Genomic DNA, 18,478 nt, shown 5'->3' on the forward strand with positions numbered 1-18,478 from the left:
AAAAGGGAGTTATGCTCCCTTTTCCATTTCTTTTTTGATCCACTCAATATCCTGCTTTCCTTTCAGGTGGTAGTCAAACCAATCCATAATGCGGACCGATAAATCCTTACTTGCCTGCGGGTTTACCAGCGCATGGCCCTCCCCAGGATAAAAAAGCGCAATAGCTTTTTTGCCGTTCCTGCGCAAGGCATTGTAGAAGGTGCGGGTTTCTTCCCACTTTACATTCTCATCCTCAAGCCCCGTCCACAGCAGTATGGGCGTTGTTATTTTATCCACCTCATACAGGGGATTATTTTTGTAGTATATTTCCTTGTTTTCAGTGAAAGCACCATTCATATAAAACTGATGGGTTTCATAGCGCCAATAGGATGGCCGTACAAAGTTGATGTTAAAGCTATGGTAGTTATGTATAATATCGATATTGCCGCATCCGGAAACATAGGCCGAAAAACGTTTGGATTGGGTGGCAATAAAGTTGGCCTCATAACCACCGAAGGAATGCCCTATCAGGCCAATCTTTTGCCTGTTTATTGCTGAAACAGATCCGAGCGCATCCAACGCATTGTTAACACACTGTAGCGCCCCAAAACCCGCCCCGTCATCTCCCGCGGTAATATCAGGAAAGAAAACAAAGTACCCGTTTTCGATGAGTGCACGCGTGTTAAACCCTTCGGAATCGCTAAAGGACAGTAACAGGTAGGTGTGCTTACGGTATCCCTCTAACTGATAGATATATACGACCATCGGATAGCTTTGGTCCGGGTCATACCCTGCGGGATAAAATAATGTGCCTTCTATCATGTTTCCTTTACTGTCGGGATACTGAACAATTTCCCGTTGTAAGCGGCCAGCACCAACATCGCGCCAGTCATTACAGTACACCCTTTGGGATTTGTTTTCCCTTTTATACACCAGCCTTGGCGGGAGGTTAAAATTTTGTTCAAGGTAGGCGATATTGTTGAGCTGCGTATCAAACTTTATATTGGTGATCAGGTTTTCGGTCGGTGCTACCAGAACCTTCAATTTACCGTTATGGTATTTAGCATAGGAGGTAACTCTAGCCCTGTCTTCAGTTAGTTTTAAGAGCAGCCCGCTTTGCGTGCCTACCGTATTCTGGTAAAAATTGTAATTGGTGAGCCAGGTGTTTTCTCCATTTACAATCGATACCGTCAGCCCTTCCTTGGTAATCAGCTTCGAAAGCACTGATTTTTGAATCTGGTACGACCACAGACCGCCATCGCCTCCAAAGTAGATGGTAGTTTCATCTTCTGTAAAGAAAGGCACCTTTAGGGACTGATTTCCAAAAATTGTTTGTTTGCCAGCTGCCAAATCATAAAGTGTCCATTGCCCGTCCTTAGGCGCCAAAACATAGTTTCCCTTACCTGACACATAAATCTCCGGAGAAAAAATATCAACAGGCCTGCATGTATCGGTTTGACAGACATTAAGTTCGATATCGGGCGCATTGGCAATATACTTATTAAGCAGGAAGCGGTTATAAGCAAGTATGTTTTCAGTGCTTCCGGTATTCAATACCGTATATTCCTTATCGCTTGCCAATTCTCTGATTGCCTTTTTTTGGGGTTCCCAAAGGTAATAGCGCTCTTTGCCGCGATGTTCGTATTTATTTTCAAGGTCCCGGTCATTGGTGTACCAGATATCGACAACCTCCTCCGCTTTTTCCTCCTTTGACCATAACTTGAGGAAATAAGTGCCTTCAGAAGCTGTCTTTTGAACATAAGCGGCATCGAAAGCTACCGGTATAATATCGCTGAGTACATATTGCTTACCTTCTGAAAGGCAATACAAAAAAGGTTGTCCCCCAACTGTCCGCTCAAAAACCAAGAGTTCCGAATCCTGATATCCCGGTACTACATACTGTATACTTTTTGTTGTCGCATGCACCGGAACAGCCCCCTTGCGGTCCAGTAGGAATATATTTGATACTGTATCACCTTCCGCTTTACCAACCACTACAACCCTGCCTTCGGACAACAAATCGTATTGTATCACATGATCGATAGATCCCAACGCCTTCCCGTTACGGTCATATAGTTCCAGCCTATCCTGCTTTTCCTTGCCGTACCGGATAACGAAAATTCCGTCTTTCCCTACCGCTTTTACTTCCATGGCATTGTCAAAAAAAAGGCTGCGGTGCCTCTTCATATCCCACAGTTCTGCCTTACCATCTGTTGGTGGCAGCAGCATCAGGCCTGATCCCAAAAAAAAGTATTGTCCCAGGACCGCCTTTTTCCCAAGGGCTTTACTACTGCCGGTACCAAATACTACCAGCGTGTCCTGGTTTTGTTCGTAAGCGATCCGCGCGGCGCAATGCTCCCCATCAGGGCTCAATTGAGGGGAATCAAACCAGTTGAACTTTTCCGAAAGCGCTATCGCATCCTGATAACGCCCTTGAGCCACCATGCCCTGTATGCCGAAAAGGACAAGGGCAGCTGCCAATACTAACTTTATCCTATCAATAGTTTTCATTTTGTGGTGCAAGGTTTGGGTTAAGAAGCAATTCATTCTGAGGGTACGGCCATACGCTTTTATGGGGCTCCCAGTTAGGCTTTACCATACTAAGCTGTCCAAGCCTGCCGTTCCTTTTGAGATCGGTGAAACGGATGCCCTGTTCGGTAAAGAATTCACACCTTTTCTCCTGTAGTATGGCATCGAGCAATGCTGTGGGATTTGCTGGCTCCAGCGCCGTAAGCCCTGCACGGAGCCTTGTGGCGTTCAGGTAGGGTAGCGCATCACTGACCCGGTTTTGCATTGCCAGGGCTTCCGCCAATAACAGGTACACTTCTTCCAGCCTGAAGACAACGGAGTATTCGGTCGTGTTGCTGCCGGAGAGGTTCTTGTATTTGAAAGGGCGGTAATACTGCTGCCCGCCAACGGTAACATCTGCCACCCAAAGGCTCCGCCTGAGGTCACCCGGCTCAAAGGCAGCAATAAGGTTTTCCGATAAAGCATAGGCCGATGGCGGCGCGTTATCGAAATAGTAGAAGGATGCCTCCTGAGTGGAGTCGCCGGTGTATTGCGGCTTTATCTGCCACAGGATATGGCTGCCGGTATAGTTGAATACCTGGTTGATGTCCGGTTGGAATTGATAGTCGGGGGATTGCAGTATCTGAAGTGCAACTTGCTCGGCTTCACTATAGCGCTGTTGCGACATATATACTTTGAGCAGTACCACCTCTGCTACTTTACGGTTCGGGTAAATCCGTGACGCGTCACGATAAGCATCGGTTAATAACCCTATCGCATGGCTTAGGTCCGCTTCGAGGTTTGACAATACCGCTGCCGAGGCGGTTTTAGTCAGTGAGCGGTTAAGTTCATAGTCCGTTGACCTCGTGTAGGGAACGGCGCCGAAGAGCTGCTGTAAATTAAAATACAGCATCGAACGTACGGTCAGTGCTTCCCCGATCACCTGATCCCGGTCCGCCTGGGATAGCCCTACAGCGTTTTCAGCACCGGCAATAATCGCATTGGCAGCGTATATCTGGCGGTACGTGTTGTTCCACACCGTTTGTATTACACTGTTAGTAGGCAACTGTGTATTTGATGCAATGGCTTCATAGCCGTTAAGGTCGTTGAAGTAACAATCCAGTTCATCTGCATAAGAACCCAGTAAGGCACCCGTGCCAAAATTGTTGCCGGAGAGCAGAGACTGCGTGCGCAGGTCGCTGTACAGGCCGGACAGGGCGGCATAGGCCGTTTGGGCATCTGCGAAGACCTGCTGCGTCCCCAATTGGTTGTTTGACATATCCACCTCAACCATTTCCTCACATGATGCCGTGCCAAGCAGCAGGCAGGTTAGTAATAGTTTTATAGTAGTCTTCATCTGTATCATTGTTTAAAAATTTAATTGTACACCGAAAGAAACGGTCTTGAGCGGGGGGACAAAACCGAGTTGCGTAAACTCAGGATCCAGCCCGAAGTATTTTGTAAAAGTCAGCAGGTTCTGCCCCTGAAGGTACAGTACAGCATCACTGACAAAACCGTTCACCGGCAGCCTGTAACTCAGCTGTATGTTCTTAAGGCGGATAAACGAAGCATCACTCACTGCCGCTGTACTTTCCATGAAATAGCCGTGCAGCTGGTTCTTTACAGGATCTGCGCCCGAGGTATAAGGCATGTAGATACCCGAAGGGTTTTCGGGTGACCAGACATTACCCACTTCGACTGGCTGGTTGTTCATACTACCCGGAGTGGGCATCATACTGTTATAATTCCACTGTCTTTGTTTTACGAACTGAAAAAGGAAAGCAAGGTTCCAGTTCTTATAAGACAGGTTATTGGAGAAGCCGCCAAAGTACCGGACACCAACATTTTCGGTAACTGTGTTGTCATCGGGAGCGGTAATTGTCCCATCTCCATTCTGGTCGGTAAACCGGTAGAGGCCTGTCTGCGGGTCAATGCCTTCAAAATTGTATAGCTTCACAATGGAGACCGGCTGCCCGATCACATAGCGGTTGGCATAGGTCGATCCTTCCAGCCCGGGGAAGGCTATTAGTTTATTCCGGGGAATACTTAGGTTGACCGAAGTCTGCCACCTGAACGCAGCCGAGCGGAGTGCGTCAAAGGAAGCCTCAATTTCCCAACCTGTATTTTCCACTGTTGCCGGCAGGTTCGCCAGTATTGTTGCAAAGCCTGTTGTACCCGGCAGCGGGATCCCGACCAGCTGGTTTCCGGAGCGGTTGCGGTACCATGCCAGCGATACATTCAGGCGGTCCTCCCAAAGGCCAAGTTCCAGCGCAGCCTCCAGCTTGGTTGTCTTTTCCCAACTGAAATTAGGGTTGTATAGCCGCGAGGGCAAAAGCCCTGTATAATTCCCGTAGAGGTTTGGGGAAACCTGATAGGTGTCCAGGTATTGATAGTCCCCGATCTGGTCAGAACCTGTAGTGCCGTAGCTGCCCCTAATCTTACCATGGCTCAGCCAGGAAGAACCTTCAAAGAAGCCTTCCCTTGAGAAAAGCCATGCGGCGCCAACCGCACCGAAATTTGCAAAACGGTTGTCAGGGCCAAAGCGGCTCGAACCGTCCCGCCTTCCGGTAATGTTCAGGATGTATTTTTGCCTGAACTTGTAATTGACCCTTCCAAACACCGCGGCATATTTATACTCGGTACGGCTGTCCTGTGATACGACCTGCGTGGTTGCGGCAGAAAGGTTGCTAAGCAGGGCATTACTCTGAAAGCCGTACCCTTCTGCATTCAACACATCGCTCGTGGTTTGCTGGAATGTACTTCCGATAAGGAATTCAATAGCATGATCCCCAATACCCAAATCGTACTGCAATTGCGGTTCCAGCAAGTAGGAAAACCTGTTTTGGGTGCCTTTAAAAGCCATCGAGTTGGCAGATGTCAAGCCATATGCGGGGTTGTACATCGTATGCGGCCTGAGGGACTTTTCAGAAAAAGCCAAGTAGTTTATGCCCCCGTTTAATTTAAGCTGTAGTGCAGGCAGCAGTTTATAGGACAGGTTAAGGTTTGTATTGAAACCTTTACTTTCATAGGAATACTTGCTCTCAAAAGCAGCGACAGGATTGGTAAACGTATTGTCCTCCCAGTTGAGCGACCCATCCTGACTGTACAGCTGGGGCGCATTGGGGCTAAGGTATAATGCCTGACGGGTAAAGTCATCATTGACCACATTGTTGCTCTGCGCGGCAAATAACCCGGAGAGGTTCATGCGGAATTTGTTGTCTGTCGAGTGATGCCGTATGTTGGTGGAAAGGTTACTGGTCCTGTACTTGAAATCATCTGAAAAGACAGTGGTTTGCTCATTGTGGCTGCCACTTACTATAAACCCGGTATTCTCGCTGCCCCCATTTATGGAGAGCTGCAATGACGAAGTACTGGCGGTCCTTCCAATGAGTTCCTTTTGCCAGTCGGTATTACGCTCCTGGCTCCATGTGCCATTTACATCGTAGGCATAATCCGGAATTTCGGTGATATTATCATTGGCAAAGGCACTACGCCGCATTTCGAGGTACTGCCGAGTATCCATCATGTCCATATGCGAGGCCACGCTGCTTATGCCGTAGCTTGAATTCACGCTAAAGGAGGTTTTGCCTGCTTTCCCTCTTTTTGTGGTGATGAGCACCACGCCGTTACCGCCACGTGACCCGTAAATGGCCGTAGCATCGGCATCTTTGAGTACCTCGATGCTTTCAATATCATTGGGGTTGATGGCATTCAGGGGATTGACGGCTCCTCCCGGCAGGACGGCTCCTGCCAGTGTTGAGGCATTTTGTTCTGCAATAGGCACCCCGTCAATAATATAGAGCGGCGCGTTGCCATCTGTCCGCAGGCTGTTTGTTCCCCTTATCCTTATGGTATAGCCACCGCCGGGGGTTCCCGAATTCTGGGTAATGTTGACACCTGCCATGCGGCCCTGCACCGCGGCAAGCACGTTGGTCACAGGCTGGTTTTGTATTTCCCTGGCTGTTACTCTTGCAATACTGCCCGTGCTTTCTTTTTTGGTTACATTATAGTAACCGGCATTGATGGTTACCTCCTCAAGCTGTAAAGCATCTTCCTCAAGGGTAATGTTTACAGTACTCTGCGAGCCGACAATTACCTCAACAGTTTTAAAGCCCGTGAACGAAAATACCAATACATCACCGGCACTCGCGGCAATGTAATAGTTACCGTCAGGATCAGTGGCTACCGAGCGTGTTGTCCCTTTGACGACAATTATCGCACCCGGCAAGGGACCTGAGCCATCGGAGACGGTACCTGAAATGGTTTGCTGAAAATAGGCTCCGGAAATTGGTGAAGCATGTGCCCGGGCTAAGGCACTGATTGGCAGGGTAGCTAAAACAAGAGAATAGAAAAGCACCCTTAGCCCTTTGTTTGCTGAAATAAATTTCATAACATTGGTTAAGATTAATGAGACATTGGGTTTTATTGATCTATAGCCCTCAGGTTAGTTTGCCGACGTCTGAGGGTTATTTTTATGTATACCGGTAAAGGAAAAAGATACCCGGCCTTTCCCTAACCAACTCGAAAATGGGAATACCAGTACTGGCCGGGCCTACTTAACTATGAAAAACTAAACCATACGTAAAACGATTTAAAAGTTAAACTACAACTTTTGCGAAACCCAATAAAAAAATAAGAAGTGCGCTAAGAATACAAGCTGAGGGTATAGAAGAAACCCCTAAAAAGGAGGCGTGGGTTTAAACTCAGCTTATTGCCATTGAGGTACTGGTATACCGTGCAACAATAAGTGAGCCCACGCCGTATGGCGTGAGCATTTGCACTTATCTTCCCGTTGCAAAAATTACCAGTTTTCAATGGCGGGATTCAAAGCGAATGCTTCTTATAATTATAGAAGTTTCGCAAATTTAATAAAAGGAATACTGTTCCCAAATCAAATATATTAAAAAATAATCGGTACGCCAAACCGTACCGATTATTTTTTCTACTTATTGTTAATTGCATTTGTGAAAAAAGAGTTAGAAGAAAATATTAAATTTAGAATTGCTGCAAGTTTACGTAAGCTTATCAATTGTGAAGACATTGAACTTCTTTCTGATAGTTATAATAAAATTGCTTTAGCTATTGACATGCGTAAAGGAACAGTATCTGATACATTTAATGCAAACTCAAAACCTAGTTCCTCCACTCTATTAATGATTATTAATGCAATGGGTTACTCACTTTCAGATTTTGCAAAAATCTACGAATCAATGACAGAAGCTGAAATAAGAGAATTCAAAAAAATTAGACGAAAGAAGTAGTTGTTATATCAAAGGTGCGAGAGCATCTTTTTTTGTTTAGCGTAAATACCTATTAATGGGTATTTAAACAATTCTTTAAAAGAGGTATTTTATATAATCAAATATTTAACTTTCACTTTATTATTATGACTTATCAATCAATATGAAAAAAGATGAAAATTATTCATGTCTATTTTTTTATAATATTCATGGACTTATTTGCGATAATATTGAAATTCAATTATCGGAGCTTCACAATCTCTATATAAGTTTTGACGAAAATAAAATTCATAGATTTTTTAATGAAATCGTCAGAACTATTACTGGTACAGCCCAATATGATTTGGCAATTTCGTCAAAGAAATTTGTTTGGTCAGAATTTGTTTTTCCCAAAACGGAAAATTATGATAGAACACATGCATGGTTCCTTAAAGCCTCAACTATAGCAAGTAATGCATTTTGGCTTGTTAAGGATAATGCGATTCGATTTAATACTGGACATTTATCCTATGGTGATGATAGTCAAATTACAGTAAAATCAAACACTGTTAGTTCCCACTATTCAAATTGTTTGGGTAACAAGAGTGATACAAATTATTCACAAAACGAAATAATAAAAGCGTTAAAATATTTCGATTTTTTATTTAATATTACCCTTAATAAAATAGGTGGCTCTCTCGACCACACAGGGGCTGAAGCAAATCGGATAAATCGAGCATATTATTTTATTGATTTAGCAAGAAAAACGTATGATATAGGTACTAAAGTATCATTACATTGTTCTGCACTTGAATGCCTTTTCTCTGTAGCTACGACTGAGCTTAGACATCGTTTATCAGAAACTATAGCAAATTTTTTAGGCGAAGAGTATGAAGAAAAAAGGAACTTATATGAACAAATTAAAGAAATATATGATCTTAGATCTTCAGTTACTCATGGATCTGGAATTAATAAAAAATTATTCAAAAATAATGAGGAAAGCCTAAATAGGATAGGTATGAATTGTGATAATATCGTTCGTGACTGCCTATCCAAGATTATTAATGACGGAGAATTAAAAAAAATATACTTTGAAAATAATAATGAAACAATCAACAACTATTTCACAGAGCTTATTTTTAAATAATTACTCTTCCCTAAGAAGTCTGTAACTAATGATTAAAATAATTGACGATCAAAAGACTATCAAAATCCTTCAAAATAGATTTCATCAAAGGCTATTTGAATTACTTCCTGAAACAGAATATGCTTTTGTTGGGTTCCCTGCTGGCAGTTTCAGAGATAACATACACTATTCTTCAGATTTACAAATTTGGACTTCCTTTCACGAAGAAGACAATAGATTTTGGAATGGTTTCGGAGTTGGAAAGCCTGTATCAGAAAAGGGAATCTCCCTTGTGGGCGAGATTAATTTTCCCTTTAAAGGAATTAATAGAAGAATTGCAGGTGTGTTTGCTGAAGATGAAAATGGAGAAATTTTAATTCTCCATCGAGGTAAAATTGGAGGTGGTACTAAAGGAGTTGGAAAAAAACTTTTTTTTAGAAAACATAATGGTGAGTTTATCACCGCTTGGGACGGTGGTCGGAAAACAGAATTCGCTCTTGTTGGAGAATTGGAGTCCGAGTTCTTCATCGAGCAAATTGCAGATTTTATTCACTCTATAAACAGGATAAAAAAAGGCACTCCCATAGAGTACAGTAACACTTTTTCTGAATTGAAAAATTTTAAATATTCAGATGAAAAGTATGGAGTTTCAATTACCGAGAGCAATGAGCCAAAAATAATTAATAGAATTCACGGTATAGTTGTAAATGCATTAGCTGCAGAATTAGTTAAGCTAAAATATTCTATTGGAAAAGATCGAAATCGAGATCTTTTCATTCATTCTAAAAATAAGATTACGCATCTATTTGAAATAAAAACGACAATTTCTACTCAATGCCTTTACTCAGCATTAGGACAATTGCTAATCTATAGTTTACCTATAAAAAATAGATTAAAATTATTTGCTGTTTTACCTAATAAACTGAGTGAAGATGTAGAACTTCGATTTAATGAATCAGGCATTAATATACTATATTACAAATGGGAAAATAAAAAAGTTGTTTTCCCAAACCTTAAATCCATACTATAATTAAAGCCATTATATGAATTCAACATTAGTAAAAATTCTAAAAGCACGAGAAGACTTATCCGATTATTTATTTCATTTTACTTCCGGAGCAACTGCAGAAAGGACCTTGGCTAAGATTGTTGAAGCCAATTCACTTATAGACATTAAAAACAAGGGTGTCTTTTGTTTTACCGAAGCTCCTTTAACAGCTTTGCCGGAAATGTTTAAAATATTTGACAGCTACCGCAGCCCTATGTACGCACCTTATGGAATTGCAGTAAAAAAAGATTACTTATTTGGGATTGGTGGAAGACCGGTCATCTACGGATTAATGGATGAGAAAGAGCATCTAAGTGAAGAAATTCAGTGGCGATTTGAAGATATAAAACCTGATGTAAAAGATTTCTCTTGGCTCCGTGAGTGGAGAATTAAAGGTACGACTCTTCAAATAGATTCAGAGAATTTTTTCATCATTACTAAGCACAAATCAGAATTGGAGGATCATATGTTTAATCCAGAAGATGTGATTGATGTTGTGTTTGATGGTTGTGTAGCCGATGGGGGATTTATGGGGGATGCAACTGGAGTAACTGCCAGGAGATTTAAAGGAATTTCAATTGAAGAATTGGAACAATTGGAATCAATGAGTAAGAATGAAATCGATAAGATCTTAGCTTCACAAAGTTTTGACGATACCGGCGGTGTTTATTTAGGAGGTTTTATATTATAGCTATCAGTTATCTCTAATAGTTTTATCCGAAATTAAATAAATTGAAAAATGAAAAATGTGGTAAGTGTTTACGCCCGTGAGATAGACTTTGATCTAGAGTTAAATATTGAGTTTTTGGGTGTTAGAATGATAACAGGAGCTGGTAAAGAATTGTTAGGTAAACATAATAAAGAGGTAGCATCTGATACCCCTCACTTAGTAATAATTCTTCAAAATCACTTAGAGGTATATGAATCAGTAAACGATGGCGCAGCATATTCCCGACCTAAGCTTTTAATTGCCTTTGGTGTATTATCCTTTTTTACTCAGGAAGTGTTTACACCATTTGAAACAATTATGTGTTTATCCTATGTTGGAGACTATACGGAAGAGTTTGAAGAAAGATTTTTATATGAGGGAGTCGATTTGCTTAAAGATTTTCATGATTTCAAAGTAAGTATAGACACTAACAATGATAATGAGTTTATTTATTCAATTTTAGATAGATGGAGAAAGGGGCTTTATTTGGAAAATGAAAGTGCTGAAAATATGCTTTACGATGACGAGACACTGCTTTCATATTTTCACATTTTGGAAATGTTAACTACCAAATATGAAGATAAGCAAAAGTCAGATATTAAGATCCAAATAAACGAATTTTCGAAGTCCCTCTATGAAGAAGTTTTTTTATTTGAAGGCAACCATTTAAATAATGAAGTCAATATAAAGCGTAGACTTCTTCAAGGACTAATCTTACCAGATTTGTCTGTTAGTAGCAAGATTTTTTATATGTTTAAAGAACAAGGAATTCTTACTTATCGTTTAAAATCTTTTATTAGTGAGTTTGTAAAAGACAGGAATTTGGTTGCGCATGGCGGACAAGTATATCAAGACAGAGTAATTTTCCCAGTACCACCATTTTTCCCACTGATTAAGAATAGTAAATATCCTAAAGAATTTTATAGGATTCTAACGGCAAAAGCAATAGCAACTTATATAGGTTTAGATATTTATTCTGGTGAATGGGAAGAAGTTGCCAAAAATATTATTCCAACACTTGAAGAATTAAAACAATTTCAAAATGAAGGGAAATATATTGCTTTAACAAATAAAGAATTTTGTGCAGGAAAAATAAATGATATTACTCCTTTGGTTATTAGTCACTATTTGATCTTAAAGAAAATTAGACCAAAGGAAGCATTAAAAATTTTAACACCTTTTATTTATAATTATACAGCAAGTGAGGAAGAAACATTTATGATTATTTGGGTTGTAATAATTATCTTGGAGATACTTGATCAAGGTGAACTAAGAGAAAAATGTATCGAGATTATTAGAGTTGCGGAGCAAAACAACTGGCATCCAAGTTTTTTTAAAATGAGAGATGAAATGTATACATTGGAGTATTTAGGCTTTGAAATAAAACAATTTAAGGAGCTAATAAAAACCGGAGTTATCCGATAACTGAGTTTGATCTAAATAAAGTTACATTTTACTTAAATTTAACTTCCGCCATCTCCTTCCTGATCTTTGCACTAAAGAAGTTTGGTGAAATACCGGTTCTCGCCTTAAAAGCTGTTACAAAACTTTGCGTAGTTCCAAAGCCGGCTTCCTTAGCGAGTGCCTCATGGGTAAACATACGTTTGTGCTTATCGGTCTTTAGCTGCTCAATAACATAGTCTATCTTCAGGTCATTTATGTATTCCGTAAAGCTTTTGCCGTAACAGTGCAAAATGACATCTGATACATAATGTACATTTGTTTCCAGATACACCGCCATTGAGGCACGCGTAATGTTGGGCTCCAGGTACCGCATAGACTGTCTCCATTTCTCTAAGCGAAACAGGATTTTATCTACTGTTTCCTGCGGGATATTTAGTTCTTTGGGTGCGTCGCTAACAGGTTTACCTGTAGGTTTTTTATTTTCCATCAATTCACGGAAAATGCGGTTGCGCCTGCGGTGCCTGTACAACGCCATTGCAAGTAAAATGATAACTATAGCCAGGCAAACGGATCCTGCAATTAATATTTTCTTATGAGCCATCTCCTGGCTGAGCTGCTTCTCAATATTCTCTTTTTCCTGCCGGAGCTCCACCGTATCATAATTGACATGGATGTTGTCGTACAATTTATCATGGGTAACCCTTAAAATACTGTCGGCGACCAATAACCGGTCTACATAATACAGTACTTTTTTCAGCTCCCCTTTCTTCTTATAATAATCAATCAATAATTCGAAACTCTCCCTGAGATCAGGCCGGATATAATCGTTATCGATCAGTGCCTGGTCAACATGTTTTAAGTACGGTACGCTTTCCCGGCGTCGCTTCAAATCCCAAAGGCTCTTACCGATATAAAAATTAGCCACTGCGACATTACCATGGTCTTTATTGTCCTTGATTTCGGGTATGGATTTTTTGAGATGTTCAATAGCCGTGGCATAATTCTCCCTGAAATATTCATTCACGCCCTGCAGGTGAAGGAAATAGGCGTCCATAGTATGGTTGTTCAGATCGTTGGCTGCAGCGTTGCCTTGCCGAACCATCTCCAAGGATTTTCCATAGTCGCCGGCCTTGTTGTAAACTAAACCTAAAGAATGCAAAGTATTGAGATAAGCCCTGGAATTTGTGTCCTTAAAATATTGAAGGCAGGAATTAAAGAGCTTGATAGCCTCCTCATTTTTGCCCAAATAATACTTCACGTGGGCGATATTGTACGTGAGCTTATATTTTAAATACTCATCCCTTGATTTTTCAATATAGGGTTTGGCAATGAGATAATTCTCCAAAGCCAGCTCATGCCGTTTAAGGGCATAGAAAGCAATTCCTTTTGAAAGGTAGGCTGATCCTATTAATTTATTATCACCTGATTGCTTAGCCGCGTAAACCATGCTGTCGGTATAAATGGTGGCCATGTGTTCATCGGCATAATCAGCATAGTTTTTATAACCTGTTGCAATAAGTTCCCAGTCTTTGGCTGCCTTTGCGTTAACCAGGAATGCCTGCAGGTATATTTTCTGCCGGGCAGGCTGTTCTTTAGAGTTACTTATCGCGGCGAACAGGTATTTAAAATCTCTTTTTTTTAAAGAGTCCTGCTCAGACGCCCCAATGGACTGCTTGGAAGCAATGATAAAAATACAGAATGAGAGTAGAATAGATATGCGACTGATTGCCATTTATCGAAACGGTAATTTAATTCTAAGCAATTTATTTAAAACACAGCGCTAGTAAATTCTATGTAAAGTTTGGGTAAATCAAAAATAGCCAATATCCCAGTTTTCACTTCTCATTTAACACATTTTAAGACTGTGAATTTTCAGAAAATCCATAGTGAGATTTCAGAATCCACAGCCTAATGCGCTTGCCACGCCTCAGCAATGCCCATAGCTTTGTTTCGAATTCACAAGCCAAGGGTTGCCTGCAGCCCACCCAGTTTGTCATCCGGATGAATGAACTGATTAAAACGAATCAGTCACATTTAAACACGAAAAAATGAAAATTGTAAACTTAATCCCGATGGGCCTCTTATCGGTTATTCTGTTCGCATGTACAAACGAAACCGATCAACTGAATAGCATTTATAATAAATCAGATACATACTTCAAGAAGCTTGGCAATAGTGCCGGTAACGGAGCGAATCCTTATGATGGTATTGGACAATCCTACAGAAACGCATTGTTACTTTATAAGGCAGGCGTTCACACACCAGACAATTACGAAGATATCGTGCTGCTTGTCCATTACCTGTTGGGCAGCATGCCTCCAATTACGGGAACGGCAACTATAACACAGCAGCAGTTATTAGCCGCGTGTATGACTACCCCTGATATTGCACTCGAACAAGTTCTGCAAAGCCCTTCACTAAGTGAACCCGCGGTAACTATTTTATCAGACTTCTTTGACAACTTCAGCCATTGGGCAAGCGAACCATTCGGTAAAGCTTACAGCGATATTATTGCTATTGAAAACACTACGCTAAACTCTGCTACCTTGTCAGATGATGAGCAACGAATAATACTTGCAGTCACTTCCATAACCCGTTACTCACTGCACCACTCTTGTTGTGAGGACACGGACTGGGGAAAATCAGTCGGTAATATTATTGCTGCACTGGCGGGTGCACTTGAAAGTAATCAGGCAGCTGTTGAATACCCACTAATTACAAGTATCGCCGGGTTGGAAAAAATACAATTGTAGTACTGTTTAAAGCCCGCGGGATACCGTCGGGCTTTATAATTCATTGCATATGGAAGATATAGCAGACAAGTTCCCGGCAGAAGTGCATTTCTATACCGGAACGGATAATCAGGTTAAAAACGATAGGGTTAACTGTAGCGGAAATTTCCTCTTCATTTTTGTCAGGTCAGGGGTTTTCAGAGCCATGATCGACGGGAATAAAATTTCCTGCACTTCTAATGAACTAGTTGTAGCATTATGCCGGCACTATTACCAAGTGCTGAGTTACAATAGAAAAATGGCCTGCTATTTTGTAAAGGTCCAATGGCAGTTTATAACAGACATAAAAATGTCCGGCCAATTTATAGAAGTGTTGGTTAGCAAGCAGAGTATTAAAATTTTGCCCGATTTGTTTGATGCGAAGGTCCTAGCGCGGATAATGAAACTGCTCCACTATTATTACCAAACTTCTACAAATCCGAACCGGTTTCCGCAGGCATCTTTTACCGCAGCGTTGAGCCTGCTGATATTTCAGGCGGCCTGGCAGCAGGACACAAATTTGGCCAATACATCGTTCAACAGGAAAGAATTGCTTACCATGCAGTTCCTGAAACTACTGATTCAAAATTACAGGGAGCAGCACAGCCCCGGATTTTATGCAAAGCAACTATTTGTAACAAGCGGCTACCTCAATAAAGCCGTGCGTGAGGTAACAGGAAAAACAGTTATAAAATGTATTACAGAGGTACTTATCAGCGAAGCAAAATATTTACTGATGAGTTCACAACATTCAATCGAAACCATTAGCGAGCAACTGCACTTTACTTCTGCGGGGAGCTTCAGCAGGTTCTTTAAAAGGCAAACTGAGATAACGCCTATGGAATATAGAAAAGAATACGGTAAATAACAGGCATGCACAGATAACAGTGCTTCATTATTGTCGGTGCACGGCTATATCAATTATTTGAGCTATGGTACGTTCAGCGATTTTTAAAGAGATACTATCAGAAATAGATACCAAGGAGCAGGAAATGTCGCTTGGCGATACCTCCCTTATTGAACAGTCCGGGATCATGATCACGTTGTTGCAAGGGGTTCTTGTACGCATTAAGGAACAGGTACGCATAGCCGGATTTGCCGATGTAATGCAGGAAGTTGAGTTCTTTAAGGAAGTGAAGCCTCTGGTTTTGGGTAAACTCATCTACTACAATAATGTCTACAGAATTGAAACTACCTGCCCCGTAAGGGGCGGCAAGTTATACCGCAAATATTTTGAGGGCCAGCTGAAGCTTTTAAAACAGAATAATGCAAGCCAGTTGGATATGGACTTCTACCGGTACTACCGTTCGGGCAGGACAGATAAAGATGCTGACTATTTTTTGCGGGAGCAGGTACATTATGCTACCGTTTTAGACAGCTTCTACTTTGAGATGGACAGCCAGTATTCCACCTATTATGACCATCTGGTCGCAAGGTTTATAGCCCAGGACCATACCTACATCTATCTTTTGTCACGGATTGATCCTGAAACGCCGGTTAACTTCGGTTTACTGGATATTCCGGAGGACCTGCAATGGACGGGCACTAAAAATGCCCTTATAGAGCTCATCTACGCCTTATATATCTCGGGGGTACTTTCCCATGGTAAGATAGGTATCCGTAAGCTGAGCCTTATTTTTCAAAGCCTCTTTAAAATATCTTTGGGTGACATCCATCACGCTTTTCATCGAATGAAAGACCGCTCCGGCAAGCGGACGTTATTTATTGACCAATTACGGAACTCCCTGGAAGACTATATGGACAAGGACCTTTAGAAAACTGAAGCAGCCGATGAGCTGCTTTTTTATGATCCTTTACAGCAACCGTAAAAAAAATATTATGCCCATTGGCACACCTTGGCAGATAAAGCTTACTGTAATGACGAACTTGTAGCTAGTTTAATTCAAAATCGTACTATCATGAACATCGACAGAAATGAATTTCATGCCTGGATGGAACGTGTTATGCAACGCTTTGACTTGCTGGCCGAGAAAATCCTACAGGTGGAACAGCGCCATACAGCTATTGATGGCGAAGAACTATTGGACAACCAGGACGTACTGCAGATGCTGAAGATCAGCTCGCGTTCCCTGCAACGCTACCGTTCCGGCGGAAGGCTGCCCTATTACACCATTAGCGGAAAACTCTATTACAAGCTTTCTGATGTGCACCAATTTATCCGCGACAGTTTCCAAAAAAGATTACCGGGACTAAAAGCCAGGGAGTGACAAGCCCTGCTTCAGGCTTCCCACGCATCAATTGCGAATTCCTAAAGGCATAGCTTTAAAATGCAAAATCGGTAGCTATGGAAGACAATCAACAAATACCGGGACATCCTGATGAACTGAATGAGATGCTGCTTGTACTGGACAAGAAGCAAAATAAAATGCGTGCTGTAACGCAGCTAACGAAGAACGGCGAGGTAAAAGCAGCGGAAATAAACGATAAGAATCAACCTGATTTTCTACGGATTGAACGCCAAGGTGACTTTTTCTCTAACTTCTTCGGCAACTTCACGCGGCAACTCAAAGAACCAACGCGATTTGATTTTTTCCGCGTACCCTTTTCCCTCGGATTAGAAATTGCCCGCGAACTGCAGGGTTACCTCAATGACCTTGGGGCAGATGCGCAGCAACTACTTTCAAAATATGCTATCAATTCCGAATATCAACATAAAAATCATACTACAATGGAAACAACAGAAGAATACAAATTTAAGCCCGAGCAAGTAAATTGGGAATCCCTGAATAATTTAGGACTAAGCAGGGAACGCCTGGAAAAGATGAACCTGATAGAACCCCTGCTTAAAGGATTTAAGACCAACGACCTGGTACCATTAACACTCACCATGGGTGATGCTGTGGCGAAACTGGATGCCAGACTTTCGCTTCAGACCAACGATGCCGGACAGGTAGTCGTTGCCATGCACGGGATACGTAAGGAACCGAATTTGAACTATCCCTTCTTTGGACATGAATTTTCCAAAGAAGATAAAGAGAATTTGCTTAAAACAGGAAACATGGGCAGGGTCGTAGACCTGTACAATCAAAAGACAAGCGAATTTGTGCCGTCAGTAATAAGTGTGGACCGCAAAACCAACGAGTTGGTAGCTTACAAGGCAGAGTGGATGCAGATACCTGATGAGATTAAGGGTATTAAGCTGGATGAGCAGCAAAAACAGGCATTGCAGGAAGGTAAGCCGCTTTATCTTGAGGGGATGACCTCCAAGAATGGAGATCCCTTTGACGCCACGGTGCAGTTTAATGCCGACAAACGCTATGTCGAATTTATATTCGACCGCAACCAGGGCCAGAACCAGTCCCAAGGCAAAACGTATGATGAAGCACCGAGGGAATTCAGGGGCAAAGAACTGACCGAGGAACAATACAGTAAGTTCAAAGAAGGAATGACTGTATATATCACAGGGCTAATCGACAAGAATGATAAGGAGTACCAAGGGTACATCACCTACAACAGCGAAAGTGGGAAAGTTGGCTTTTCCTTTAATAACCCATCCAAATCAAAAGAGGAGGCTCTGCCTGCGACTAGCCCGCAAACGTCGCAAAACACCGCTGAAAATAAAATGGACCGGGATCGTAATCTTACAAAGGAAGACGATAAGAAACAGCAAAAGGAAAATACCGCTGACAAACAGCCGGACCAGGAAGATGCCCCAACGAAAAAGAGGGGTAGGAAAATGTAAAATATAAATGA

Annotated in this window: 14 protein-coding genes; 10 read left to right on the forward strand and 4 right to left on the reverse strand. The window is 41.8% G+C overall.

Translation table 11 applies throughout. From position 1 onward, the window contains the following. Positions 1–9 precede the first annotated feature (9 nt). The 3 genes from OGH69_RS14520 to OGH69_RS14530 are packed head-to-tail and all read right to left on the reverse strand — an operon-like array spanning position 10 to position 6,877. Positions 10–2,490 (reverse strand): alpha/beta hydrolase family protein, encoded by a 2,481-nt coding sequence (locus tag OGH69_RS14520; RefSeq protein WP_265175210.1) that lies wholly within the window; start codon positions 2,488–2,490, stop codon positions 10–12. Then, entirely contained in the window at positions 2,477–3,844 is a 1,368-nt protein-coding gene (locus OGH69_RS14525; protein WP_265175211.1) for a RagB/SusD family nutrient uptake outer membrane protein, read from the reverse strand. Before OGH69_RS14525 ends, OGH69_RS14520 begins: the two co-directional genes overlap by 14 nt. A gap of 12 nt (positions 3,845–3,856) precedes the next feature. Continuing rightward, positions 3,857–6,877 carry a SusC/RagA family TonB-linked outer membrane protein gene (locus tag OGH69_RS14530; protein WP_265175212.1) on the reverse strand — a complete coding sequence of 1,007 codons (3,021 nt, stop codon included), beginning with the start codon at positions 6,875–6,877 and terminating at the stop codon, positions 3,857–3,859. 574 nt (positions 6,878–7,451) lie between these two features. Between OGH69_RS14530 and OGH69_RS14535 the strand changes: the two genes are divergently transcribed. The 5 genes from OGH69_RS14535 (at position 7,452) to OGH69_RS14555 (ending at position 12,014) form a co-directional block, all read left to right on the forward strand. After that, the gene (locus OGH69_RS14535) at positions 7,452–7,748 is read left to right on the forward strand and encodes a hypothetical protein (RefSeq protein WP_265175213.1); all 297 of its coding nucleotides are present in this window, start codon (positions 7,452–7,454) and stop codon (positions 7,746–7,748) included. A gap of 142 nt (positions 7,749–7,890) precedes the next feature. After that, the gene (locus OGH69_RS14540; RefSeq protein ID WP_265175214.1) at positions 7,891–8,853 is read left to right on the forward strand and encodes a HEPN domain-containing protein; all 963 of its coding nucleotides are present in this window, start codon (positions 7,891–7,893) and stop codon (positions 8,851–8,853) included. A 28-nt stretch (positions 8,854–8,881) separates the two neighbouring features. After that, positions 8,882–9,862, forward strand: a complete 981-nt coding sequence (locus tag OGH69_RS14545; RefSeq protein WP_265175215.1) for a hypothetical protein — start codon at positions 8,882–8,884, stop codon at positions 9,860–9,862. A 13-nt stretch (positions 9,863–9,875) separates the two neighbouring features. After that, positions 9,876–10,571 carry a hypothetical protein gene (locus tag OGH69_RS14550; RefSeq protein ID WP_265175216.1) on the forward strand — a complete coding sequence of 232 codons (696 nt, stop codon included), beginning with the start codon at positions 9,876–9,878 and terminating at the stop codon, positions 10,569–10,571. A 48-nt stretch (positions 10,572–10,619) separates the two neighbouring features. Then, positions 10,620–12,014 carry a hypothetical protein gene (locus OGH69_RS14555; protein WP_265175217.1) on the forward strand — a complete coding sequence of 465 codons (1,395 nt, stop codon included), beginning with the start codon at positions 10,620–10,622 and terminating at the stop codon, positions 12,012–12,014. A 28-nt stretch (positions 12,015–12,042) separates the two neighbouring features. Here the strand turns inward: OGH69_RS14555 and OGH69_RS14560 are convergent, their stop codons facing one another. Next, positions 12,043–13,725: an AraC family transcriptional regulator gene (locus tag OGH69_RS14560; RefSeq protein ID WP_265175218.1), complete on the reverse strand. Its 1,683-nt coding sequence runs from the start codon at positions 13,723–13,725 to the stop codon at positions 12,043–12,045. A 316-nt stretch (positions 13,726–14,041) separates the two neighbouring features. Between OGH69_RS14560 and OGH69_RS14565 the strand changes: the two genes are divergently transcribed. The 5 genes from OGH69_RS14565 (at position 14,042) to OGH69_RS14585 (ending at position 18,467) form a co-directional block, all read left to right on the forward strand. Beyond that, positions 14,042–14,746 carry a hypothetical protein gene (locus OGH69_RS14565; protein WP_265175219.1) on the forward strand — a complete coding sequence of 235 codons (705 nt, stop codon included), beginning with the start codon at positions 14,042–14,044 and terminating at the stop codon, positions 14,744–14,746. 418 nt (positions 14,747–15,164) lie between these two features. Continuing rightward, complete coding sequence (locus OGH69_RS14570; protein WP_265175220.1) at positions 15,165–15,632, forward strand: helix-turn-helix domain-containing protein; 468 nt, start codon at positions 15,165–15,167, stop codon at positions 15,630–15,632. Positions 15,633–15,696: 64 nt separating this feature from the next. Then, positions 15,697–16,539, forward strand: coding sequence for an RteC domain-containing protein (locus OGH69_RS14575; protein WP_265175221.1), 843 nt, complete (start codon positions 15,697–15,699; stop codon positions 16,537–16,539). 144 nt (positions 16,540–16,683) lie between these two features. Then, the gene (locus tag OGH69_RS14580; RefSeq protein ID WP_265175222.1) at positions 16,684–16,992 is read left to right on the forward strand and encodes a helix-turn-helix domain-containing protein; all 309 of its coding nucleotides are present in this window, start codon (positions 16,684–16,686) and stop codon (positions 16,990–16,992) included. 77 nt (positions 16,993–17,069) lie between these two features. Next, entirely contained in the window at positions 17,070–18,467 is a 1,398-nt protein-coding gene (locus tag OGH69_RS14585; protein WP_265175223.1) for a DUF3945 domain-containing protein, read from the forward strand. Positions 18,468–18,478 lie beyond the last annotated feature (11 nt).

Origin of the sequence: Flavobacterium sp. MFBS3-15, from assembly GCF_026107645.2 — a bacterium.
Lineage (GTDB): Bacteria > Bacteroidota > Bacteroidia > Flavobacteriales > Flavobacteriaceae > Flavobacterium.

Coding starts and splice junctions, on each gene's coding strand:
- OGH69_RS14520 (WP_265175210.1), bottom strand. CDS start 2,490: ATGAAAACTATTGATAGGATAAAGTTAGTATTGGCAGCTGCCCTTGTC.
- OGH69_RS14525 (WP_265175211.1), bottom strand. CDS start 3,844: ATGAAGACTACTATAAAACTATTACTAACCTGCCTGCTGCTTGGCACG.
- OGH69_RS14550 (WP_265175216.1), top strand. CDS start 9,876: ATGAATTCAACATTAGTAAAAATTCTAAAAGCACGAGAAGACTTATCC.
- OGH69_RS14580 (WP_265175222.1), top strand. CDS start 16,684: ATGAACATCGACAGAAATGAATTTCATGCCTGGATGGAACGTGTTATG.
- OGH69_RS14540 (WP_265175214.1), top strand. CDS start 7,891: ATGAAAAAAGATGAAAATTATTCATGTCTATTTTTTTATAATATTCAT.
- OGH69_RS14570 (WP_265175220.1), top strand. CDS start 15,165: ATGAAACTGCTCCACTATTATTACCAAACTTCTACAAATCCGAACCGG.
- OGH69_RS14585 (WP_265175223.1), top strand. CDS start 17,070: ATGGAAGACAATCAACAAATACCGGGACATCCTGATGAACTGAATGAG.
- OGH69_RS14560 (WP_265175218.1), bottom strand. CDS start 13,725: ATGGCAATCAGTCGCATATCTATTCTACTCTCATTCTGTATTTTTATC.
- OGH69_RS14530 (WP_265175212.1), bottom strand. CDS start 6,877: ATGAAATTTATTTCAGCAAACAAAGGGCTAAGGGTGCTTTTCTATTCT.
- OGH69_RS14565 (WP_265175219.1), top strand. CDS start 14,042: ATGAAAATTGTAAACTTAATCCCGATGGGCCTCTTATCGGTTATTCTG.
- OGH69_RS14545 (WP_265175215.1), top strand. CDS start 8,882: ATGATTAAAATAATTGACGATCAAAAGACTATCAAAATCCTTCAAAAT.
- OGH69_RS14575 (WP_265175221.1), top strand. CDS start 15,697: ATGGTACGTTCAGCGATTTTTAAAGAGATACTATCAGAAATAGATACC.
- OGH69_RS14555 (WP_265175217.1), top strand. CDS start 10,620: ATGAAAAATGTGGTAAGTGTTTACGCCCGTGAGATAGACTTTGATCTA.